Below are 23010 nucleotides of genomic sequence, written 5' to 3'. Positions count from 1 at the left end.
TTCCTGCCAACAAGAACGAAATATCGGAGAGGTCAAAAATGGCTCGGTTCCTTCCTCGCACCATCCGCAACATGTTCGTTTGTGCATCCGCTATCGGCGCGTTGCTCACCCAAGTCCCAGCCCAGGCGGCTGATGTTTCATTGTGGAAAGACATACAAAAAGCCGGTGTCCTGCGCTGCGGGGCCGCCGTTGCTGCGCCTTACGTCATGCGCGACGCGCGTTCCGGCGAATACAGCGGCTACTTTGTCGAACTGTGCCGTGACTTTGGCGAGCGGGTGCTGAAGGTCAAAGTCGAGTTCGTCGACACCAACTGGGACAACCTCGTTGCGGGGTTGCAAGGTGGCAAGTGGGACATGGCCATGGCGCTCAATCAGACGCCTGAGCGCGCACTAGCGGTCAGTTTTTCCGTGCCGGCCACGGACTATCAGGTTTCGCTGCTGATCAACAAGGACAACCCGAAGCTGGCCAATGCTGGTAACACCATTGGCGATTTCGACAAACCTGATGTGACCTTCGCCGTCATGTCCGGTACCGCTCAGGACAAGGCCATTTCGGGCGTCATCAAGCAGGGCAAAATCATGCGCCTGCCGGGTATGGACGAAGTGCGGATGGCCGTGATGTCCAAGCGTGCCGACGTGCTGGTCGATGCCAGCGACACCAACCATCTGTTCGCCGTGGCCAACCCTGGCTGGACCAAGGAAATACTGCCAAAACCGGCACTGGCCAAACAGGGTGTTGCGTTTGGGGTACGCCGGGACGTAAGCGCAGCCGATCTGCAGACGCTGAATATCTACCTCGCCCAGCGCCGCGAGACCGGTGAAATCGACGCCTTGGTCGACAAGGCCTCGCAACTGGCCAACGCCGACAAAACCCCTCAGTAAATCCCGCCGATGGTGAGCGCGCAGCTGGCTGCACGCTCCCGGAGAACGTTCGATGAAAGCTTCCAATCTGGCGGCGGTGCCGTCACGGCCTCTGCACGCCTGCGAAACGAAGAGCAGCGAGTTCATCCAGCTGCGCGATGTGTACAAGTCCTACGGTGAAAACCTGGTGGTCATGGATCACCTGGACCTGGATATGCGGGCCGACGATCGCCTGGTGATCATTGGCCCAAGTGGCAGCGGCAAAAGCTCTTTGCTGCGAGTGATGATGGGGCTTGAAAGCATTCAAGGCGGGACCATTCGCTTTCAGGGCAAGCCTTACATCGACGGCAATGCCCGGGGCAAAGGCAAGCCGATGGACTGCACGCTGCAAACTCAGGTGGGCATGGTGTTCCAGCACTACACCTTGTTTCCGCACCTGTCGGTGCAGGGCAATCTGATTCTGGCGCCGATGAAGGTGCACGGTCTGTCCCGGACGCAGGCAACCGAGAAAGCGCGTGCGTTGCTGGCGCGGCTCGGCCTGGAAAGCAAGCTCAACGTCTACCCCAGCCAATTGTCCGGCGGCCAGAAGCAGCGCGTGGCGATAGCCCGGGCGCTGATGTTGGAGCCCAAGCTGATGTTGTTCGATGAAGTCACCTCCGCGCTTGACCCTGAAATGGTCATCGAGGTGCAAAACGTCATGCTGCAGCTGGCCGAACAGAAGATGGCGATGATCATCGTCACACACGACATGCACTTCGCCCGCCATATCGCTACCCGCGTGGTGTTTTGCGCCAACGGCAAAGTGGTCGAGCAAGGCCATCCCGACCAGTTATTCACTCAGCCCAGGGAACCGCGCACCCGCGAGTTCCTGGAAAAAGTGCTGCACCTGGATTGAGGAGAGCGATCATGAACTATCAATTCGATTTCAACTTTCTCCAGGGCAATTTCGGCCTGTTGTGGGACGGACTCAAAGTCACCCTGCAACTGGCGCTGGTGTCGAACATCGTTGGCCTGGTGCTCGGGTTCGGTCTGTGTCTGCTGACCTTGAGTCGCTGGTTTTTCCTGCGCTGGCCGGCACAGTTGTTCATCGAGTTCTTCCGTTGCACACCGGTGCTGTTGCAGATCGTCTGGTTTTTCTACTGCGTGCCGATGCTGTTCAACGTGTTCATCGACCCCATCACCATGGGCGTACTTGCCTTGGGGCTGAACCTCACCGCGTTCAATGCCGAAGCCTATCGGGCCGGCGTGCAAGCGGTGCCCCATGAACACCTCGATGCCAGCGTCGCTCTGGGGCTGCGCCCATGGCAGCGCACGCTCTACGTGATTCTCCCCCAGGCGTTGCGCACGGCCATCCCGGTGTTGATGACCAATGGCATCTCGATCCTTCAGCAAAGTGCGCTGGTGGCGATCGTCGCCGTGGGCGACCTGATGTACGTCGGCAAAAGCATCGCCACCGAAGCCTACCGTCCGCTGGAAACCTATTCGCTGATCGCGCTCATCTACTTCGCGCTGTCGTTGCCCATCGCTCAGTTCGTGCAATGGCTGGAACGCCGTCAGGACACCGCGCTCGCGCGCTGAGGAGGTCGTCATGAATCTTGATTTCACCGTGGTGTTTTCTTACTGGCAGGCCCTGTTGCAAGGCCTCGCGCTGACCCTGGTGTTCACCGTGGGGTGCGCGATCATGGGCAGCCTGTGCGGTTTTCTGCTGAGCCTGTTGCGGGCTTCTCGCAGTCGCTGGTTGAGCGTCCCGGCCGGCCTGTATGTGGAGTTGTTCCGCGGTACGCCACTGCTGATCCAGCTGTTCTGGGTGTTTTTCTGTTTCCCGGTGGTGTTCGGGATCGACATCGCGCCCTACGTGTCGGTGTTGCTGGCACTGACCCTGTACATGACCGCGATCACCAGCGAGACCTTCCGTGGTGCACTCAAGTCGATACCCGGCGAACAGCATGATGCCTGCGTCGCACTGGGGCTGGCCTCGTGGAATAAAACAGTTTTCGTGGTGTTCCCCCAAGCCTTGCTCCGAGGCATTCCTCCGCTGCTTTCCAACGTGGTTTCGCTGTTCAAGGAAAGCGCGCTGATTTCCTCGGTGGGCATCGCCGACTTGATGTTCGTTGGCCAGAACATCTCTAACAGCACGGCCCGGCCAGTCGAGTTTCTCTCGGCGGTGGCGGTCATCTATTTCCTCGTGGCGTTCCCGTTGACCCGGCTGGTTGGCGTGGTCGAGACGCGGATGCTGCGTCGTTATGCGTACTAACCCCAACCCTCGTACTCAAATCCGTGGAGTGTCTGCAATGACTCAACTCAAAGGTATCCTGCCTGCTCTGGTCACACCGTTCGACAAGGCCGGCAACGTCAATTACGACATGCTGAGCAATATCATCGAGTTTCAACTCAAGGCGGGAGTCGCGGGCTTCGTGCCGCTGGGTTCCACCGGTGAGTACTACGCACTGACCAATCAAGAGCGGCGGCAGGTTCTGGCCACCGTGCGCGAGGTGGTGGGGGACCGCGGGGTGTTGATCGCCGGTGCCAACGGCTCCTGCACCCGTGAGGTGATCGAGCAGGTTAAACAGACCTGCGATGCCGGCTACACCAACCTGTTGATCGCGCCGCCTTATTACGCACTGCCGTCGCAGGACGAGCTGATCGGTCACTACCAGGCCATTCTCGACGCCGCGCCGGACATCAATCTGGTGCTGTACAACTATCCGGTAAGGACCAATGTCGAAGTCGGTTTTGCCGTACTGGACGCTTTCAAGGACAACAAGCGCGTGATCGCGATCAAGGAAAGCAGCGGCAACCTGCTGCGTGCAATCGAGATCGGCAACACCTACAAGGACAACTATCAACTGTCGTGTGGTTCCGATGACCAGGCACTGGACTTCTTCCTGTGGGGCGCCAGCAGCTGGATCTGCGGCCCGGCCAACTGCCTGACGCAGCAGGTCTGTGATTTTTACAGCAAGTACACCAGTGGCGACCTGAACGGTGCCCAAGCCATCGTCCGCTCACTGTTCCCGGTACTGGCAGACATGGAATCCGGCAAGTTCATCCAGAAGGTCAAGTTCGGCTGTGAACTGGCAGGTTTTGACGCCGGCGCCGCGCGCATGCCGCTGCAACCGCTGACCAACGACGAGAAGGCCAGTTTCCGCAAGGCTTTCGAAGTGGCGCTGGGTTAATGGCAGTGGCCGCATCGGTCGCAACGCCCGGCCGATGCGGCACGATGGAGTGAATGAGATGACCCGACACGTATTCAACAGTATCGAAGGACATACCGAAGGCATGCCCGTACGCATGGTGATCGCCGGAGCTCCAGCCCTCAAAGGCAGAACCATGAGCGAGCGGCGCGAACACTTCATGGCCGATTTCGACTGGATTCGCCGTAGCCTGATGCTTGAACCGCGCGGTCATTCGCACATGTCGGGTACGATTTTCTACCCGCCGATGCGCGCTGACAGCGACTTCAGCCTGTTATTCATCGAGACTTCCGGCTGTTTGCCCATGTGTGGTCATGCCACGCTGGGTTCGATTACCTTTGCCCTGGAGGCCGGTTTGATCGAACCGAAAGTCCCGGGCACCGTGGTGGTGGATGTTCCGGCGGGGCAGATCCACGCGACCTATGTACGCGATGGCGACAAAGTCAGCTCGGTGCGTTTCACCAACGTTCCCTCGTTCTTGCTGCACCGTGATCTGGTAATCGACTTCCCGCCCCTGGGGGTGCTGAAGGTCGACATCGCCTATGGCGGCAACTTCTACCCGATTGTCGAGGTGCAACCCAATTTCCCGGGCTGCGAACATTTCAGCCCGCAGCAACTGCTGGAGTGGGGCAGGGAGATGCAGGATCTGGTCAACCGAACTGTTGACGTGGTCCACCCTGAAAACCCCGCCATCAGGGGCGTCAAGCATTGCATGTGGACCGGTGCGCCATTGTCCGCACAATCCCAGGGGCGGGCCGTGGTGATTGCCGGTGCGAGCCTGATCGATCGTTCGCCTTGCGGCACCGGCAGTTCGGCCCGGGTCGCTCAGCGCTTTGCACGTGGCTGGTTGGCGAAGGAGGGCGCCTATCGCCACGAAAGCCTGATCGGCAGTTTTTTCGTCGGCCGCGTGGCCCAGGCCCTGAAACTGGAAGACGGAACTGCCGCGGTTCGCCCCAGTATTGAAGGAAGGGCATGGATCACCGGGCGTGCCGAGTTCATTGTCGACGATACCCAACCCTGGTGGGACGGCTTCAGTCTGGAAGATTATGCCGCTCCAGCCTCTGCTCAAGAGACTTCCCTATGACACCTGCACAGCCCGTTGCACAAAGACCCTTTCCCGGAGAGAAGGCTGTGGTGGTCGGCGGTGGTATCGTCGGCGTCTGTTGTGCCCTTTACCTGCAACGTGAAGGCTATGCCGTGACCCTGATCGACCCGGCCGCCGCGGGCGACAGCACCGCCAAATGGAGCTGCGGGCAAATGGCGGTCAGCGAGGTGATTCCGCTGTCCAAGCCCGGCATCCTGAAAAAAATCCCCGGCTGGCTGCTCGACCAGAAGGGACCGCTGGCGCTCAGGCCCGGCGCCTTGCCCGGTATCCTGCCGTGGTTCCTGCGGTTTTTGGCCTGTGCCCGGCATTCGAAAATTGTCGAAATCGCCGAAGACATGGCAACCCTGACGCACCAGGTCTACGAGGACTATGCGCCTTTGCTGGCGGCTTGCCCGGACAAGACCCTGATGGGACAGCGCCCGATCATCGAGGTGTTCGATACACCGGCAGGCCTTGAACACGAGCGTGAGCATCTGGCGTTGCGCCAGGCTCTGGGTTTCAAATCCGAAGTGTTGGACGCGAAGGCCATCTCGGATCTCGAACCGTCGTTAGCCGGCAAGTTCAACCATGGCCTGCTGTTTGCAGATTGGCGCGCGGTCCGCGATACCAAAGGCTTTATTGCCGCATTGACGCAAAGTTTTCTCGATCAGGGCGGCGTTCGCGTGCGTGGCCAGGTCAAGCGCATCGATGAAGTGGCCGACCGTGCCAGTGGCGTCACCCTCGCAGATGGCCAACGCCACGCGGCTGATCAGGTGGTGATCGCCGCCGGCACCGGCTCGCGACAGTTTTTTGAGCAGATCGGCGCGCAGGTTCCACTGGCCGGCATCGCCGGCTATCAGGTGTTGCTGCCCACCCCTGGCGTGGAGATTCGCCATTCGGTGATTTATGCCGATGGCGGGTTCTGCTTCAGCCCGATGTCCCGTGGTCTGCAGATTGGCGGCACCATCGAATTCGCTGGCCCCAACGCCGAGCCGAATTTCAAGCGTGCAGACATCATCCTCGAGAAAGCACGAAAGATTCTTCCCCGACTGCAACTGGATAAGGTCGAATACGGCGTCGGCTATCGCCCGTTTCTACCCGACACCAAACCGGTCATCGATCGCAGCACCCGGCTGTCGAACGTGTTCCTGGCGTTCGGCCACGGCCAGCTCGGCCTGACGTTGGGTGCAACCACCGGACGACTCATCACTGACCTGGTTGTGGGACGAAAACCCGCCCAGGACCTCACCCCTTTCAGCGCCCAGCGCTTTGCCCTTGTTGGAGGCCATGCATGAAATCCTTTGACCAGCTGTATATCGATGGCCAGTGGGTTCACCCCAGGAATGGCGCCACGTTTGACACCATTGACCCGAGCGATGAGTCGGTCATCACCCAGGTTGCAGCAGCTACCGCAGAAGATATCGATCTGGCCGTCAGTGCCGCACGCCGGGCATTTGATGAGGGTCCCTGGCCGCAAATGACCGGGGCCGAGCGCGCGACGATTCTGCGGGCCATCGCCAACGGCATCCGCGAACGCCAAGACCAACTGGCAGAACTTGAGGTGCGCGACAACGGCAAACCCTTGCCCGAAGCCCAGTGGGACATTGCCGATACCGCAGGCTGCTTTGACTTTTATGCTGATCTGGCCGACAGCCTGGACGCTCATCGTGAGCAGAATATTGCACTCGCCGACGAGCGCTTCACCTCGATTGCGCGTAAAGAGCCGGTGGGCGTCGCAGGGGCGATCATTCCCTGGAATTTTCCGATGCTGATGGCCGCCTGGAAAGTCGCACCGGCACTGGCCGCCGGTTGCTGCATGGTGCTCAAGCCATCGGAGCTAACACCGTTGACCGCCCTGGAGCTGGCGGACATCGCTCATCAGGCCGGTTTGCCTGCTGGTGTTCTCAACGTGGTCACCGGCTTCGGCCCGGATGCCGGGGCACCCCTGAGCGAGCATCCTGGTATCGACAAACTGGCCTTTACCGGCAGCGTGCCTACCGGAACGCGGATCATGCAGGCCGCCGCCCGCGACATCAAAAACATCAGCCTGGAACTGGGGGGCAAGTCGCCGTTCATCATCTTCGACGACAGCGATATCGAAGCCGCGGTCGAATGGATCATGTTCGGCATTTTCTGGAATCAGGGCCAGGTGTGTTCAGCGACTTCCAGGGTGCTGGTCCAGCGGGATTTGTACGAGCCACTGCTCAAACGCCTGGTGGAACAGACCCAGCGTGTCAACATCGGCAACGGCATGGATGAAGGCGTGCTGCTTGGCCCGCTGGTCAATCGTGGTCAGTACGACAAAGTACGGGCGGCCATTGCCCGTGGCCGGGAGGAGGGCGCCACATTACTGACCGGCGGTACTCGTCCGGCCCATTGCGAGAAAGGCTACTTCCTGACGCCAGCGATTTTTGCCGACGTGCCGCAGGACAGCTGGATCTGGAAAGAAGAAATCTTCGGCCCGGTGGTGTGCGTACGCCCCTTCGATGACGAAGCCGATGCAGTGCGCAGCGCCAACAACTCGCGCTTCGGCCTCGCGGCTGCCGTGATGTCACGGGACAGTGCGCGTGCCGAACGCGTCGCTCGCCGACTGCGAGCAGGCATCGTCTGGGTCAATTGCTCCCAACCGACCTTTACCGAAGCCCCTTGGGGCGGCTACAAGCAAAGCGGTATCGGGCGTGAACTGGGTGAGTGGGGCTTGAACAATTATCTGGAAACCAAACAGATCACCCGTTACGACAGCGAGCAGCCTTGGGGTTGGTACATCAAGTAAAGGAACCGGACATGCGCTGGAAAAAGACGCTGCAGATGGCTGATGTGCATTGTGAAGGCGAGATCGGCAAGGTCATCACCGGCGGAGTCATTGATATCCCCGGTCAGACCATGCTCGACAAGATGAACTACATCAACGAAGTCGACGACAGCTTGCGGCGCCTGGTGATCCTGGAGCCGCGCGGTTGCCTGCAGATGTCGGTGAACCTGCTGTTGCCGCCAACCCGGCCCGAAGCCCAGGCCGGGTTCATCGTGCTGCAGGCGGACAAGGCTCACCCGATGTCCGGCAGCAACTGTATTTGCGTGGTCACCGCCCTGCTGGAGCTTGGGATGGTGGAGATGGTCGAGCCCGTGACCACGGTGGTGCTCGACACCCCGGCGGGCCTGGTGACCGCCCGTGCCCAGTGCGCGGATGGGCGCTGTCAGAGCGTTTCGCTGGATATGGTGCCGTCCTTTGTCGAGCATCTGGATATGCCGATCGAAACTGCAGACTTTGGTGTGATCAAGGCAGACATTGCCTTCGGCGGTGTCTATTACGCGCTGGTGGACGTTGACCAGATCGGCCTCACCATTGCCCCCGAGAACGCCCGTGAACTGGCGACTCAAGGTGTTCGCCTTAAAGGCCTGATCAATCAGCAGGTGAAAGTGCGCCACCCGCTGTTCCAGACACTCGACGAAGTAGCGTATGTAATGTTCCGCCACCGCGTAAATCGGCGCACCTACCAGACCTGTACCACGCTGCCTCCGGGGCGGGTCGACCGCTCGCCCTGCGGCACGGGCAGCTCGGCGAACCTGGCGACCTTGAGCGCACGCAATCTGGTTGAAGTGGGGGATACACTCATCTCGCGTTCGACCATTGGCGGCGAGTTTCAGGTCGAGCTGCTGGGGCTGACGAATGTGGGCGGAAAACCGGCGATTTTGCCCAGAGTCACCGGGCGGGCGTGGATCTATGGGCTGCACCAGATTGGCGTCGATCCGGACGACCCATTGGCGGCCGGTTTTATGTTGAGTGATACCTGGGGTGAGGGTTTCTAACTATTCCCGGGCAGATGTTAAAGTTGCGGGCTGGCCGGATGACTGGCCCGCACTGTCGAGAGCATGACCCTATGAGCAAAGAAACGACTGAAGCTACCAGTGGTGCCAAACGCCATGGCGGTCGCTACATCTACGAAGAGTTGCGCAAGCAGATCCTGACGCTGAAGCTCAAGCCAGGCGTGCCCTTGGACGAAGTGTCCTTGGCCGCGCAGTTCGGTCTGTCCCGCTCACCAGTGCGTGATGCGCTTGCGCGTCTGATCAGCGAAGGCCTGGTGACCATCCTGCCGAACCGCACGCTGTTGGTGACACCCTTCGAAATCGAAGAGTTCCCCAACTACATTTCGGCCCTCGACTTGATCCAGCGCGCGGTAACCCGCCTGGCGGCCATGCACCGTACCGATGAAGACCTGTTGCGTATTCGTGGTGCCGACGCGGCCTATCTGGACGCCGTGAGTGCCGGGGACTTCCAGGCAATGTCCGAAACCAACAAGGCATTGCACATGGCGATTGCCGAGGCCGGGAAGAACCCGTACTTCATCAGTTACTACGAGAAGCTGCTGGGCGAAGGTCAACGCCTGCTTCACCTGCACTTTGACTACATCGTCAGTACGGCCAGTAGCTCAACCTCCCTCGGCCGCGACCACGATGAAATCGTCGATGCAATACAGGCGCGTAATCCCGACGAAGCAGAGAAGGCCGCGCACGAGCATACAATGCTGTTCCGACAACGCTTCCTCGCGTACCTGCAACAGAACCTTACCGAGAAGATGTCGGTGGGTTGAGAGGGCGTTGATATTACTCATGCCCGGACGCGGTACCGGCCAATCGAGCGTCATTTGATCTGTGCGAGGTTGACGATAGATGTGGCTGCCATCGGGTGGCTAGGTTAGTGCGCCTTGAAGGTTTGCGTTCTCAGACTGGGTATCGGCGACGCCCAGAAAAATCTGACGCCAAACTAGCGGTTGCGTTACCAAAGCCTTAACCGAGAGCTTTTTCAGCTACGCAGCCCTCCCGAAGGGCCGTGAAAAACTGGGGCAGGGTAGCCAGAAGTTTAAGCAGCGGATGGTTTGACGTGGTTAACATGTCGTTCCTTTTCTACGCCCTATCTATTATAACTAAACAAAACAGTCATTTAGTTTAGTTATAATATTAACGCATATATCCGCATTGCTGCAGTGAAGTGCCGGAATTGGCTCACAGACTAGCCTTAAGGGGCACTTTAACTAACTGGGCTGCAAAAATTGAAAGACCTGTGAGAGTGGATAAGGGCATTTAAGGACTCTCATTTAATGCTCTTTGCACGTCACGACCGGCTTCTAGGTGCTGTGAGTCCAAGGGACTTGCTCAAGCAGATGATCTCTGAGGCCGAGTTAGCGGCAAGTAATCGTACCGTTCATCTTTGTTGGTAGGGGTTGGATACTCGCCCTGGATAACATCGACTTTCCGCACAGATTCCGTTGAGCGAAGCGAAGCCGTTGTCTGTTCCTATCGAGCAGATTGAGCGATCGGTTATCGCACCACATGCCAAGATTTGGATTTACGACGACAAATCAGCGTTCAACGGCGCTTTACCGGCAACGCTCAACCCACAAAGGTGGCTCGACAATAACGCATGCCGTGGTAACAGAGCGCCGTTGCCAACGTTGACGATGCTGGACGTCAAGGTGCCTTCGTCGATTCCACAACCGATGAACTGTTTGTCTGTGAGTACAAGCTTGATCGAGTTTTGGATCTGTTCATTAAAGCCTTTTCGTAATGACTGAGAGGCTGCGCCTGGGTTGAAATCTGACCACCACTGACCCCCGCACAAGAATACGATGGTACGCATAATGTATATTATGTTAAACGAGGTGCTATGTTAGATATGTTCATCTGTCAGCCTTTCGTAATTACTGGACGGAAAATTTCTAAATCTGGACGCAAGAACCTTTGAGAATTCATAGGCTTGCCCTTTTCTGCTCGATCCTGTGTCTTCAGAATCGTTTTTTGATACTGGATGCTCTGGGCGTGAAATCTCAGCCCCGAGAATCTCCAGTCGATTGATCATACTCCTTCCCTTGATCTGCCAAACATCCACCCATCGACGGATCTCCATCGGCCGACAAGCGACAAGCAACAATCGACATCTGCTCGCCGGCGTAAGCATCTCTTGCCAATAAGTTGAAGCATCTCGCGATCGTTTATCGACGAAGACTTCGACACCGCATCAAAGCATTTCCGCGGATCACCGTTCCAAAATAATCACGGCGAGTCCTACGTCGGCCACATTGAGTTCTCCGAACTACACTTTTCCTGAGCTCACAAAACGTGCATTTCTTATGAACTGGACGTCAAACCCGTTCCCCATTTTCCCTACGATGTGGGTGTTCGTTCGCTGCTTAGACGAAGGCATGGATTTCCCCGCAAACATCCATGTTCTGCGACGGTTATCCGACATTGACCCGTCCTGCCGCCCAGTCGAAATGTGCCGTCACGCGGCGGATTTCATCCTCGAATCGATGCAAATCAAGCAAACACCTTGGGCAGGTCGATACAGCGACTACACCTCTGTGCTGCATATGGCCCTGAACTGGAGTTTCCTGGTTGACCGGCGGCCCATGACCGAGTGGGATACCGAGAGCCTGACGCGATTTCTACACTTTATAAAACAGCCTGACGACAATTGGGTCGCTCAGAGTCCGGCTGGATTTCGCTTCTTGCTCAGTGGCTATCCGGCTCTCACAAATCAGCCAATCAATCCGAGCTGGCGCCCATGTTACCGACCCGACCCCAAGGCCCCGATCGTCAGCACGGTGATGCGCCAAGTCCATGGAGTTACTTTCCATTTTCTCCAATATTTGTGGCGTATCGGCGTTCGAAAACAGCCGGCTCCTGTGATGGCCAAGCCTCCTGAAACCCCGTCTGATAAGGCCTTGGACGCTGCCAATCTATCGCCCCTCGAAATGGATTGGCTCTTCGCACACCTCGAACGCTGGCGCCTAACCAGTCCTGAGTACGAGATGTGCCGATTCATGCTCGCGGTGGCCAGATTCACGACTATTCCGCTATCCGGCTTGTCTCGGGACGGCCAGCACGTAGGTTTGCTCAGCCAATTTATGACTTACCAGCACCCGCCCGAACCTGTTGATCCGCCTCGCTGCAGTTCCTGGGTATACATTGATAACCCGGGGGCACCTCTGGAAACTGAGCGCCCGCTCTGCACCCAGTTCATTGGGATTTTGAAGGATTATGTTGAATCTCGAGGACTGCCAACCGGAGGTGCGCTCCCTGATGTCTGCACGTTGACGGAAACTCAGAGTTCGAAAGTCATGGCTAGCGAAGGTGTCCAGACCATGATTCGGCGACATCGGGTCGCTATTGCTGATGCTGCAAGGAATGATGAGACATTGCTAGACGCAGCAGAAACCGCGGCAAAACTCGCCCAGTTGACGTTCAGCCAAGTGAGGCGTTCGGCGCGTGCGAATCTGGAACTCGCCTGTAAAAAACCGACCACTCATAGGTGGTCTCGATGATATTCACGGGGCGCCTACATCTGACAATGTGAAGCTGCACGGCCCTCCGTGTCGAACTCATTGGCAGAAGAAGTAACGATGGGCGTGGCTCTTCGAGCGCGGCTGTCGTGAATCAAGCCCGCGCCCCGCGCGTGTCTTGACCCTGGCGGGCATCCATCCTCACGCCTGCGCGCTCCGCTTGCAGTGTTAGCTCGGGAGTTGCTGGGTTTGGGGAGCGATTATAGGGTTCCCGGCCGGCGGCTTGGCCGGTAGGAAAATCAGTTGAGGCTGGGGCATTCGGATTGGAATGAGCTCAATCCCCTGCCCCACAACCCTAATATTGCCGCGATTGCTAACACGATGCATGGTGACCCGGATGTGGTGCAATTCGAGTTACGCATTAATAAATCCAAAGGTTTGATTCGGTGTGGAGCGCCCTTGGCGCTGTCAGACCTTCCACGCATGGCTCGTTCGTTTCCGTTGGACGATCGCGCCAAGCCAGCGAGGCATTTTCATAAGTGCATTGCTCATCACTGCCTAGTTGAGTCAGCAAGCCACCGGCAAAGATCACTGATTGCAGGTAGGGTTCCAGGCACAGGCCACGCCCCAGCTCGGTCATGATCACCAGCGTGTCCACGCCACTGCCACCGAAGCCACCGAACTCCTCGGAAAATGGCACGGCGGTAAGGCCCAGTTCGCCCAATTGCTGCCAAAAGGCAGCGCTGAAGCCCAGCTCGCTCTCGGCGAACTTTTCACGCGCTTCGAACCCATAATTGTCACGCACCAGGCGCGTAGTAGTGTCCAGCAGCATTTGCTGCTCTTCGGAAAGTTTGAAGTCCATTCGGTATACCCCTTACAGCTCTAGAATCATCTTGGCGATGATGTTTTTCTGGATTTCATTGGAACCGCCATAGACCGAGGTCTTGCGCATATCGAGGTACTGGCTGGCTGGCGTGGTGCTGTAGTCGCGATACAGGTCCGCTTGCTTGAGATAGCCCAGCTCTTCTTCGACGAAGGGCATGGCATACGGGCCCAGGACCTTGCTCATCAGGTAGGTGATGGCCTGGCGGATTTCACTGCCCTTGATCTTCAGGAACGAGCTTTCGGTGCCCGGCACCCCGCCGTCGCCGGCAGCGGCGACAATGCGCAGGTTGCTCATTTCAATCGCCATCAGCTGGATTTCCAGCTCGACGATCTGCATGCGCAGCTGGATGTCATCGATCAACGGCAAGCCGTCTCGCTGCTCCTGGGTGGCAATGTGTTTGAGCCGGCCCAGCATCTGCTTGGCCTGACCGATGCCAGCAATACTCGTGCGCTCGTGGGTGAGCAGGTACTTGGCGCACGTCCAGCCCTTGTTCTCCTCCCCGACCAGGTTTTCCATCGGCACGCGCACGTTGTCGAAGAACACTTCGTTGACTTCATGCTCACCGTCGAGGGTGATGATCGGACGCACCGTAATGCCCGGGGTCTTCATGTCGATCAACAGGAAGCTGATGCCCCGCTGTTGTTGCGCTCCAGGGTCGGTGCGCACCAGGCAGAAGATCCAGTCGGCATAATGGGCCAGTGTGGTCCACGTCTTCTGGCCATTGACCAAGTAGTGTTCGCCATCACGCACAGCGCGTGTCTTTACAGCGGCCAGGTCAGAACCGGCGCCCGGCTCAGAATAGCCTTGGCACCACCAGTCTTCAGTGGTGAGGATGCGGGGCAAGAAGCGCGCCTGCTGTTCAGGCGTACCGAACTTGATGATCACCGGGGCAACCATGTTGACGCCAAACGGTACGACCCACGGAGCGCCGAAAGCGGCACATTCTTCCTCGAAAATGTGTTTCTCCACTGCGCCCCAGCCGGTGCCGCCGAACTCCACAGGCCAACTGGCGGCCAACCATCCCCGCTCATTGAGCAGGCGCATCCAGGTAACCTGATCTTCTTTGTTGAAACGCTTGCCGTGGCGACCGCGCGTTGCGATATCGGCCGGTAGTTTGTCACGCAAAAACGTACGGACTTCGTCTCGGAAGGCCAGTTCGGCAGGGGTGAATTGGATGTCCACTGATGTACTCCTCACGTTCGGCTGAAAGTGGGCAAGGACAGTTCGACTAACCCACTGGCAGCAACGGTAGAAGATTGATCAGAGTGACCTCCCCCCCGCGGAAGGGGGGATTGACATCTAAATGGTAAATACCTTCAAACAATCGCGCCAACGTTACGCAGTTCGTCGATCTGCCCAACGCCAAGGCCAAGTTGCTCAAGGATTTCCAGGGTGTGCTCGCCGTTTTTTACCACCCTCCCGCCTTTACTGGAGTACGACTCAAGCGCGGCGCAGGTGCCGGGTGCAATACGCCGTGGGTTTCCATGAACAGGCCGCGAGCGCGGTTGTGCGGGTGGGTAAACGCTTCGCTGATATCCAGCACCGGGACAAAGCAGGCATCCGTACCTTCCAGCAGATGGGTCCAGGCATCACGGGTGCGAGTCAGGAATAAGGTCTCCAGTTTCTGGCGCAGCAGCGGCCAGTCCTGCTTCTGCCATTGCTGCTTGAAGTCCGGATCGTCGATACCCCACAACTCCAGCAGCAATTGATAGAACTGCGGTTCGATAGCGGCACCGGCAAGATCAAACCGGGGGAGGTTTCAATCGTGATGTTCTCGGGCATGGACAGGTTCCCCACTTTGTTGGCCGCTGCGGGCGATGCCGAGGTCCTGTGGGCGCATCCAGAATATCGAACTCGTTCAATACCCCCCCGCCGTGGGGGGCCGTCAGGGGTATCGAACTCACTACTTTTGGACGGTGCAGGTAACGGTGTCATGTATCGATTTGTTTGTGTCGACGACTTGAACATTCAAGTCGAGCACGCAGAAACGGCAGGTCCAGCCCCGCGAAATCGAGATGTGCCCACCCGAAATGCCCGGCAAGGTCGACGCTGCCGTTAACAGGCAGGTCTTGAACAGGCCGGCCATTCGAATCGTCGTGCACTGCTCCGCCTGTTTCGCATACCCAACAACATCAAGAGAATAAAAAATGGCTAAGTATTCCGTCGTTGTCTATGGCGCAAGTGGTTATACCGGCATGCTGATTATGGATTGGTTGATCGACCAGAACATTGCGTTTACTGCTGTGGCGCGCGATGCCGGGCGTACCCGTGAAATGATGGCGCAGCGCGTGGTGCGACTGGAGTCTGCGACATACGAAATCATCGAAGTCGACCACACCGTCGAATCGCTGACCGAGGCATTCAAGGGTGCCAAGGTTGTGTGCAATACCGTGGGCCCTTTCGCCAAATTTGGTCTCACCACGGTTGAAGCGGCGCTTAATGCCGGCTGTCATTACCTGGATACCACTGGCGAACAGTCCTTTGTGCGCAATGTCCGCGATCAGTTTGGCGAGCGCTTCGCCCAGGCCGGCTTGCTGGTTTCGCCGTCACTGGCGTACATGAATACCTTCTCGGAGATCGCCGCCGAACTGGCGCTCGAACACCCCGGCATCGATGCACTGGAAACCTCGGCGTTGTGCCGTGGCCAGCGCGGTATTGGTGCCGGTGTAACGGTCGGATCCACCGCTTCGATTTTCGAGATGTACCGCGCCGAGCATTGCTACCTGTGGGACAAAAAACTGGTGGCACACCCGGTCGATGCGTCGTTCTTGATCCCTTCGCCACACTTCATGCAAGCGGTGTTCGCCTTGCCATGGGGCGGCACTTCGTTGCCGATCTATTTCGAGAATGATTCACGCGTGCGCTCCTGCGTCTCGTGCGTCGGCTTCTACGACAACGACGCGATGAAGATGGTGCATTCGCTAAACCAGAAATGGGAAGCTGAATACAAGCACCTTCCGCCCGAAGCACAGGATGAGGTACTTAAAAACATCGTCCAGGCGACGACCCCGGCGATGCCACCACGCGAGCGTACGACCTTGATGCGTACGGTTGACACCGCGATCGGTCGCGGCCAGCTTTCGGCCGTTCGCGCCGAAGTGTTCGGCACCACTGCCTACATTGCCACGGGCGCCTTGCAAGTTGCGGGCGTGATCAAGTTGCTCAACGGCGAAAATGCCAAAGTAGGCTTTGCGTCGGGCTCCAAGGCATTCGGTCACCGTTACCTGCTGGGCTTCTGCGAAGAACGCGGTTTGGCTCGCGCTGTCGTCACCACGCTCTGACCAGCAACCCGGGCACGTCGCGCCAGCCCGCTGGCGCGATCCGGCAAGAGAATGGTTTGCTGGAGTGGGTAGATATTCAGGACTGGGCCAGGCAACCCGGATGCTTCTGGCTCAACCAGACGCCTCGAGAATGCCCAGCATGTAGGCGCGATCTACTACATGCTTGCGGGTGCCTGCATGAAATTTTCCGTACAGATTTTTCAGATGCCACTTTACGGTTTCATCACCGACATCCAGTGCAAGGGCTATCTGTTTGTTCGTCAGGTTGCGTGCCAGCAATTGCAGCACCTCCCGCTCTTTGGCCGTCAGCAGTCGGCTGGGCGAAATGCCGGTGGCAACAGGCTCCTGGCGTCGGATCGCAACGGGCGGTGTTGCTTCCTGCGCAGGTGTTTGAGCCTCCCTATGGCGGACTTTCTGCGCCCACGTGACGAGATCGGGATGAGTGTCCTGGAGGATGCGCTGCAAGCCGTAGGTGTTAGCCAGGCTGATCGCTTCGACCAAACTTGACAGTCCATCCCCTCCTGAATCTTTGAGTGCCAATGCCTTGAGCAACTTGACCTGAACGACTTCACGACCACGCTGCAGACGCTCGGCAAGCTCGTTTGCCCCGGCGAGCACGTTCAGCATGGCCTCCCAGTCGCGCTGGACCAGACACACATAGGCGTTACTCAGCCCGGCCAACAGGGCCAGTTCCTGTCCCAACAAACCGCTTTGCTGGCGAGCCACGTCAGGCACCCGCTCATCCAGCCGTCTCCAGAGTGCCAGGCAAGAATCGCCTCGGCCAAGCAAGGCATTCAACCGGATTTGTTCACCCAGGGCCACCATGCAGAAGCGCGCGATGCCCCGCTCTTCGCCGAGCGCGAACAATGCCGCCAGCAAGTCATGGCCGCGATGGGGCTGCCCCTGCAACGCAGCCAGACGTGCCGCCGTAAGAAATCCCATTGCAATCGCATCCGGCGACGCCAACCGCTCGACAACATCCAACCGATTGGCGAGTACCGTCGTGGCTTCCTGGATCTCTCCTCGTTCCAGAAGCACCGTGGCCAGTCCACAGGCGAGCATCACCGCCACGGAACTGCGCCGGCCGATATCCTGCTCGGCGCGTAGCAAACTCTTGCGAAAAGCGGCCTCCGCCGGCGGCATACGCCCTTCGCACAAGTAGGTCATGCCTACGACCCATTCACCGTAACCGCGGATTCCATCAAGCTGCGGGGTCCACGCGTAGTGCGGTGCGCGCTGAAAGATACGCCGGGCTTTTTCTGGCTGCCCCTGAAATAGGGCTATGCGGGCGACCAGGTTGGCGACCATGGCTTGCAGCTTGATCGATCCGGACGACAATTTATCCATCCATGGAGCGAGTAGTGCCATTGATTCGTCTGGCCGGTCGGCAAAGTAGGCTGCAGCGGCTTCTATCGCCGCGGCTTCGCAGCGCGTTTCCTCATCCGCGGCCGGATCCTGTTCGATACAGGCGATCAACCTGGCCGCCTCGACATGTCGCTCGCTCATTGCCAAGGCCCAGGCTGCCGCCAGACAGAGGCGCGGACGTGATTCCACTTCCTCGGCAGGCAGCTCTTCGACCCATTCCAGCACCCGGCTGAACTGGCCTCGCAGCATAACCTCGTAAAGGCATTGTTCGATCATCAGGTAGCCCTTGCTGGTCTGTCCGGCCAGCAAGTATTGCCGCGCCGCCTCCTCGAAAAAGGCATTCGCCTCCAACCAGTTCGCGGCCCGCTCATGGAGGGTCCTTCGCTGCTCCTGCGCAAGATCTCGAAAACGACTCTGCAGAAACTCTCTGGCCAAGGGATGGAAGCGAACCCAGTCGCTGTCGACCCCTTCGGCGAAGATGGGTGTCGAGGCGCATAACTCATGCAGCAGTTCCCCTGCCCGCTCACTGCGCGTTAGTGCGGCACACAGTGAAGGGTGAATGACTTCCAACAGGGAGAGACAGGTAATGAATTCGATCTGTTCTGCCGACAGGCGGGTAACCAGCTTATCGACGAAATAACCTTGAATATCACCGGAACAAGCCGAGAGATCCTCAACGGCGGCTTCCAGATGGGCGCTCTTCTCAATCGCCGCAATCGCCAGTTGCAACCCCAGAGGCCAACCTTCGGTGATTTCATGCAGGCGAAGACACAGATCAGCGTCGATGCGTGTTCCGAAACGGTTGCTGAGCAATTCGATGGTTTCTTCGCCACGGAATCGCAAGGCATCCACCGCGACCCGGACATAGAGTCCTCGGGCCACAAGGTCAATGGTGTTAAAGCTCAAGCGGCGACGCGAAGACATGATGATGCGAAGGTTGGCCGGGGCATTGTGCAGCAGGTAAGTCAGGCAGTGGCGGGCGGTAGGCTCGGGCAAGGCGTCCACCTCGTCGAGGATCATGACTGTCTCGCCGCCGAGGTCGGCCACCTCCGCTAGCCAGTGGGTCAACCTTTCCAGCTCGTCGCGACCATGGCTTGAGGATCCATCACTGGTACTGGTAAAGGACTGCCGGCCGCTGCCCAACGCCATGGCTGCCGATAGGCCAAGTGCAAGGCGACTGCCATCATCACGCGTATCCAGGGTCAACCATCCAACCACTGCCCCGCGCGACAAAAACTCTCGTCGCCATTGCGCCAGCAGCATTGTCTTACCGAAGCCGGCTGGCCCCTGCACACTGATGGCCACCTTGTTCGCCAATTCGGGGGCATCGATGCTCAGTCGATCGCGCGCCTGCGCTCCCCTCTGGCTGCGCGGAGGAGTTGTCTTGAGCACCAGTTCAGGCTCTATGCGATCCACGTTGGCGATGCCTCTCTGCAATCCCGTGCACGGTATGAAAGAGACCGGAGATTGATGTCTAAGCCATCAACGCCCTACTCATCTGCTTGTTCCAGGGTAACGGCCTTGCGTATAGACGATAGCCCTGGAACGGTTTGCGTGGTCTCATTTTATTCAGTTTGCCAGCGGTCTCCCACTCAATCCGGCAACGCAAAGCCTGCGGTCAGTCCGCCGTCCACGGTGTGGCACGAACCATTGATATAGGCGGCTTTGTCCGAGGCCAGCCAGGTCACCAGGTTGGCGACATCCTCCGGAGTGCCCGCACGGCCGCCTGCCGGAACCATAGTCTCTAACATGGCCTGCTCGTTCTTGCTGAGATTGTTCTCGGTCATGGCGGTGCGAATGTAACCCGGGGCGATGGCAACGCTGCGAATGTTCTGCCGTCCATGCTCCAGCGCGCAGGCTTTGGTCAGCCCGATGACGCCATGTTTGGCGGCCGTGTAGTGCGGCAGGGTCGCCATGCCCACCAGGCCGTCCACCGACGCCGTGTTGATGATGACCCCACCGCCGTTGTCCAGCATGGCCGGTATCGCCGCCCGTGCGCAAAAGAAGACGCCGTTCAGATTGATATCGATGACACGGCGCCACTCGGCTACGGACACCTCGGCCGTCCGCCCACGAACACCGCAGATGCCGGCGTTGCTGAACAGCACGTCAACCCGCCCGAACGTATCGACCGCAGTATGCACCATGGCCTTGCAGGCGGCTTCATCCGCGACGTTGGTGTGAACAACGATTGCGTTGTCGCCAATCACCTCAAGGGTCTCCTGCAACCCTTTTTCATCGACGTCCGCCAGTACCAGGCTCGCCCCCAGGCGCGCAAACTGGATGGCTGAAGCACGACCGATGCCGTTAGCAGCGCCCGTTACTATTACAACCTTTCCGGTAAATTCCACGGTAAATCTCCTCACTCATGCCAGATGGCTTTTATTATTCACCGTCAAACTATCCCTCCGAATTCCCTTGGGCTTGTCCTTGCAAGCACAAGTCTTGTCCCATGCACGACGGCATCGCATAACGTCGATTTATCCCGGCGTGCCTGACTTGTTATCAGCTTGCTCCCCCTGCAATTACAAACGCTGAGCATTGTGGATACTGGCCACCACGTTGAAAAAGGAGTCGCTATGAGTACCGATATTGTTATCGCCGGCGTAGGCATGGTGCCTTTCCGCAAACCGGGTCAATCGCAAAGCTACGATGTCATGGGTGAACAAGCCACACGGGCGGCGCTCAAGGATGCCGGCATCGACTATGCATTGATCGAGCAAGCCTTTTGCGGCTATGTCTATGGGGATAGCTGCGCAGGACAGACCGCGCTCTATCGGGTGGCTATCAGCGGCATCCCGATTTTCAACGTCAACAACAACTGCGCCAGTGGCTCTTCTGCGTTTGCCCTGGCAGTACAGGCTGTCCGGGGGCAGCAGGTCGAATGCGCCCTGGCGCTTGGCTTCGAACAGATGCCCGCAGGCGCGATCGACATGGTCTTTCCTGACAAGGTCAGCCCATTGGCACGACACTCAGAAGTGATCGCCAACCTCATGAACCTCAGTGAAGAGGAGCGCGATACGCCGCCGGCGGTCTGCATGTTCGGCGCTCAGGTCGACGCCATGCTTGAGACAGGCGTGACCGAAGAGACCCTTGCCTCGGTGTGCGTCAAATCGCGCCAGCACGCTGCCAACAATGAAAACGCCATTTTTCGTACGCCGTTGACGGTCGAAGAAATCCTGGCGACGAAACCGATCTTTCGCGGTCTGCGCAAAAACTTCGCCTGCCCACCGAGCTGCGGTGCCGCCGCGGTGATTGTATGTACGCCAGAATTTGCCCGCGCGCATGGCATTCGCTCTGATGTGCGCCTCGCCGGTCAGGGCTGGTGCAGTGACCAGCAAAGCTTTTTCGAAGGCAGCATCATGGATGTCATGTTTCAAGCATTGAGTCGTGATGCGGCCAACAAAGCCTATGAAGACGCCGGCATCGGACCGACGGATGTCGACGTCATCGAGTTGCACGACTGTTTTGCCAGCAATGAATTGGCCACTTATGTCGCGCTGGGCCTGTGCAAACAGGAAGAGTTGAACGATTTTGTCGCGTCAGGACGCGGTACCTATGGCGGCCAGTGGGTGATCAACCCGTCGGGCGGCCTGTTGGCGAAGGGACACCCATTGGGTGCGACGGGACTGGCCCAACTGGCAGAACTGACCTGGCAGCTACGCGGCCAGGCTGGCGCACGACAGGTCCCGGGAGCAAGGGTCGCGTTGCAGCACAACGGCGGTCTGGGCAGCGCGGGATTTGTGCACATTCTGAAGAAATATTGAAGCCCGGTTGAGACGCAGATACGCACGCAATGAGTGTCACGTGTGTATCTGCCGACAAGTCGGATCATGACAAGAGGGGAATTCATTTTGATCGCACTGCTGAAATTCTTGTGCATAGGCGTCTATGTTCTAGGTGTAGCAGGCACCGCAGGCTTGCTGCCCGCTACCTGGTCGTTCTGGAAAACCATTGCAGTGGTACTGCTGCTTGCACATCTGCTTGAGATCATCGTCATGTTCAAGTTCGTCAAGCGCTACCGGGGCTCGCTGGGTGCAAGCCTGGTCCTCACGCTGCTCTTTGGTTTTCTGCACTGGAAACCTTTAATGAAAGTGAAACAGCGTCCGTGAAAATCAGGCGTGTTCATCTTCCGATGATATTGCACAGCGTCAATGTCATCGGCATGCGTTCGAAGAGGTACGGAGTGTGAATTGCACGATTTCCACGCTGGACGGCAAGCGCCGCAAACTCGACGGGGGCGTAATGTTCGGCAACACCCCGCGCGAGTCCTGGGCCGCCTGGGTCAAGCCTGACCATGACAACCGGGTCGAACTGGCTTCTCGCGGGTTATTGGTACAACAGAACGGGCGCAATATTCTCGTGCTGGCCGGTGCCGATGCCCTGCTGGCTGCGACACCACGCACCTGTCGCTGCCAGCCGGGTAGTCCGGGTCTGCTGGATAGTCTGAATCGGCAAGGCTTGAATGAACACGACATTCATGTGGTGTTGCTGACTCATCTGCACGCGCAATTACCGGCCGGCCTGAGCGCGATGATCAAGGGCGGCGAGACACCTCGCTTGTTGTTTCCGGCGGCGCGCTATATCACCAGCAAACGTCACTGGACCCGGGCACGGCAGCCCCATCCGCGCGATCGGACGCTGTTTGTGCCGCAGATAGTGCGGCAATTGGAAAGCAGTGGTCGACTGAACCTGATCGAAGGCCCCGACTGCGACGAGCTCGGCGCTGGTTGGCGCTTGCATGGCAGCGATGGCTACACCCCCGGGCAACTATTGCCGGAGATCGACTTGCCCGGTGGCCCGGTGATATTTGCCGGTGACCTGGTGCCGGGGCGCCAGTGGCTGCAACTGGATGTGACCAGCGCCTATGACCGCAACCCAGAATCCTTGATCGATGAGAAAGAACGATTGTTGGATTACCTGGTGGCCTGCGGCGGCCGGTTGATTCTGCCGCGTGATCCCGAGGTCGCGATGGTGAGCGTGTTGCGTGACCGGCAATCGCGTTATGTGCCATTCGATTCGTATCAGGTTCTAAATGGCTTCGATTCTTGATCCCGATTGCGCTC

19 protein-coding genes and 2 pseudogenes are annotated in these 23010 nt (G+C 58.4%); 16 read left to right on the top strand and 5 right to left on the bottom strand.

The features are described 5' to 3' along the window. Nucleotides 1-38 precede the first annotated feature (38 nt). The 12 genes and pseudogenes from EAH78_RS20570 to EAH78_RS20520 all read left to right on the top strand — a co-directional run bounded on the left by EAH78_RS20570 (nucleotide 39) and on the right by EAH78_RS20520 (nucleotide 12454). Entirely contained in the window at nucleotides 39-881 is an 843-nt protein-coding gene (locus EAH78_RS20570; RefSeq protein ID WP_140669164.1) for a transporter substrate-binding domain-containing protein, read from the top strand. A gap of 52 nt (nucleotides 882-933) precedes the next feature. Further along, on the top strand, nucleotides 934-1755 hold the full coding sequence (locus EAH78_RS20565; RefSeq protein ID WP_140669163.1) for an amino acid ABC transporter ATP-binding protein: 822 nt from the start codon (nucleotides 934-936) through the stop codon (nucleotides 1753-1755). Nucleotides 1756-1766: 11 nt separating this feature from the next. Beyond that, the gene (locus EAH78_RS20560) at nucleotides 1767-2438 is read left to right on the top strand and encodes an amino acid ABC transporter permease (protein ID WP_140669162.1); all 672 of its coding nucleotides are present in this window, start codon (nucleotides 1767-1769) and stop codon (nucleotides 2436-2438) included. 10 nt (nucleotides 2439-2448) lie between these two features. Next, nucleotides 2449-3114 (top strand): amino acid ABC transporter permease, encoded by a 666-nt coding sequence (locus tag EAH78_RS20555; protein ID WP_140669161.1) that lies wholly within the window; start codon nucleotides 2449-2451, stop codon nucleotides 3112-3114. Between the two features lie 37 nt (nucleotides 3115-3151). Beyond that, nucleotides 3152-4033, top strand: coding sequence for a dihydrodipicolinate synthase family protein (locus EAH78_RS20550; protein ID WP_140669160.1), 882 nt, complete (start codon nucleotides 3152-3154; stop codon nucleotides 4031-4033). A 58-nt stretch (nucleotides 4034-4091) separates the two neighbouring features. Beyond that, on the top strand, nucleotides 4092-5135 hold the full coding sequence (locus EAH78_RS20545) for a 4-hydroxyproline epimerase (RefSeq protein ID WP_140669159.1): 1044 nt from the start codon (nucleotides 4092-4094) through the stop codon (nucleotides 5133-5135). Further along, complete coding sequence (locus tag EAH78_RS20540; RefSeq protein WP_140669158.1) at nucleotides 5132-6430, top strand: NAD(P)/FAD-dependent oxidoreductase; 1299 nt, start codon at nucleotides 5132-5134, stop codon at nucleotides 6428-6430. Before EAH78_RS20545 ends, EAH78_RS20540 begins: the two co-directional genes overlap by 4 nt. Beyond that, on the top strand, nucleotides 6427-7908 hold the full coding sequence (locus EAH78_RS20535) for an aldehyde dehydrogenase family protein (protein WP_140669157.1): 1482 nt from the start codon (nucleotides 6427-6429) through the stop codon (nucleotides 7906-7908). The genes EAH78_RS20540 and EAH78_RS20535 overlap by 4 nt, the downstream gene beginning before the upstream one ends. Before the next feature lie 11 nt (nucleotides 7909-7919). Beyond that, on the top strand, nucleotides 7920-8942 hold the full coding sequence (locus EAH78_RS20530; protein WP_140669156.1) for a proline racemase family protein: 1023 nt from the start codon (nucleotides 7920-7922) through the stop codon (nucleotides 8940-8942). 71 nt (nucleotides 8943-9013) lie between these two features. Continuing rightward, the gene (locus EAH78_RS20525) at nucleotides 9014-9724 is read left to right on the top strand and encodes a GntR family transcriptional regulator (protein WP_140669155.1); all 711 of its coding nucleotides are present in this window, start codon (nucleotides 9014-9016) and stop codon (nucleotides 9722-9724) included. A 74-nt stretch (nucleotides 9725-9798) separates the two neighbouring features. After that, nucleotides 9799-9915: pseudogene (locus EAH78_RS33415) on the top strand (IS3 family transposase); the annotation flags it as partial. Between the two features lie 1345 nt (nucleotides 9916-11260). Beyond that, nucleotides 11261-12454, top strand: coding sequence for a hypothetical protein (locus EAH78_RS20520; protein ID WP_140669154.1), 1194 nt, complete (start codon nucleotides 11261-11263; stop codon nucleotides 12452-12454). Nucleotides 12455-12956: 502 nt separating this feature from the next. Here EAH78_RS20520 and EAH78_RS20515 read toward each other — a convergent pair. The 3 genes and pseudogenes from EAH78_RS20515 to EAH78_RS20505 all read right to left on the bottom strand — a co-directional run. Continuing rightward, nucleotides 12957-13274 (bottom strand): annotated as a pseudogene (locus EAH78_RS20515) (acyl-CoA dehydrogenase family protein); the annotation flags it as partial. A 12-nt stretch (nucleotides 13275-13286) separates the two neighbouring features. Then, nucleotides 13287-14480 carry an acyl-CoA dehydrogenase family protein gene (locus tag EAH78_RS20510; protein WP_140669153.1) on the bottom strand — a complete coding sequence of 398 codons (1194 nt, stop codon included), beginning with the start codon at nucleotides 14478-14480 and terminating at the stop codon, nucleotides 13287-13289. A gap of 226 nt (nucleotides 14481-14706) precedes the next feature. After that, on the bottom strand, nucleotides 14707-15003 hold the full coding sequence (locus EAH78_RS20505; protein ID WP_240051915.1) for a CoA transferase: 297 nt from the start codon (nucleotides 15001-15003) through the stop codon (nucleotides 14707-14709). Between the two features lie 442 nt (nucleotides 15004-15445). Here EAH78_RS20505 and EAH78_RS20495 point away from each other — a divergent pair, with 442 nt between their 5' ends. Continuing rightward, nucleotides 15446-16579, top strand: coding sequence for a saccharopine dehydrogenase family protein (locus EAH78_RS20495; RefSeq protein ID WP_140669151.1), 1134 nt, complete (start codon nucleotides 15446-15448; stop codon nucleotides 16577-16579). A 111-nt stretch (nucleotides 16580-16690) separates the two neighbouring features. On the opposite strand, the gene EAH78_RS20490 is transcribed toward EAH78_RS20495, so the two are convergent. Continuing rightward, nucleotides 16691-19360 carry a LuxR C-terminal-related transcriptional regulator gene (locus tag EAH78_RS20490; RefSeq protein WP_140669150.1) on the bottom strand — a complete coding sequence of 890 codons (2670 nt, stop codon included), beginning with the start codon at nucleotides 19358-19360 and terminating at the stop codon, nucleotides 16691-16693. Nucleotides 19361-19536: 176 nt separating this feature from the next. After that, complete coding sequence (locus EAH78_RS20485; RefSeq protein ID WP_161599700.1) at nucleotides 19537-20295, bottom strand: SDR family NAD(P)-dependent oxidoreductase; 759 nt, start codon at nucleotides 20293-20295, stop codon at nucleotides 19537-19539. A gap of 228 nt (nucleotides 20296-20523) precedes the next feature. Here EAH78_RS20485 and EAH78_RS20480 point away from each other — a divergent pair, with 228 nt between their 5' ends. The 3 genes from EAH78_RS20480 (at nucleotide 20524) to EAH78_RS20470 (ending at nucleotide 22996) form a co-directional block, all read left to right on the top strand. After that, entirely contained in the window at nucleotides 20524-21711 is a 1188-nt protein-coding gene (locus tag EAH78_RS20480) for a thiolase C-terminal domain-containing protein (RefSeq protein WP_140669148.1), read from the top strand. 87 nt (nucleotides 21712-21798) lie between these two features. Next, nucleotides 21799-22056, top strand: coding sequence for a hypothetical protein (locus tag EAH78_RS20475; protein ID WP_140669147.1), 258 nt, complete (start codon nucleotides 21799-21801; stop codon nucleotides 22054-22056). A 76-nt stretch (nucleotides 22057-22132) separates the two neighbouring features. Next, nucleotides 22133-22996 carry an MBL fold metallo-hydrolase gene (locus tag EAH78_RS20470; protein WP_140669146.1) on the top strand — a complete coding sequence of 288 codons (864 nt, stop codon included), beginning with the start codon at nucleotides 22133-22135 and terminating at the stop codon, nucleotides 22994-22996. Nucleotides 22997-23010 lie beyond the last annotated feature (14 nt).

Origin of the sequence: Pseudomonas arsenicoxydans (assembly GCF_006438915.1) — a bacterium.
Lineage (GTDB): Bacteria > Pseudomonadota > Gammaproteobacteria > Pseudomonadales > Pseudomonadaceae > Aquipseudomonas > Aquipseudomonas arsenicoxydans_A.
The sequence above is the reverse complement of the archived record's forward strand: the minus strand, read 5'-3'. Positions and strand labels throughout refer to the sequence as shown.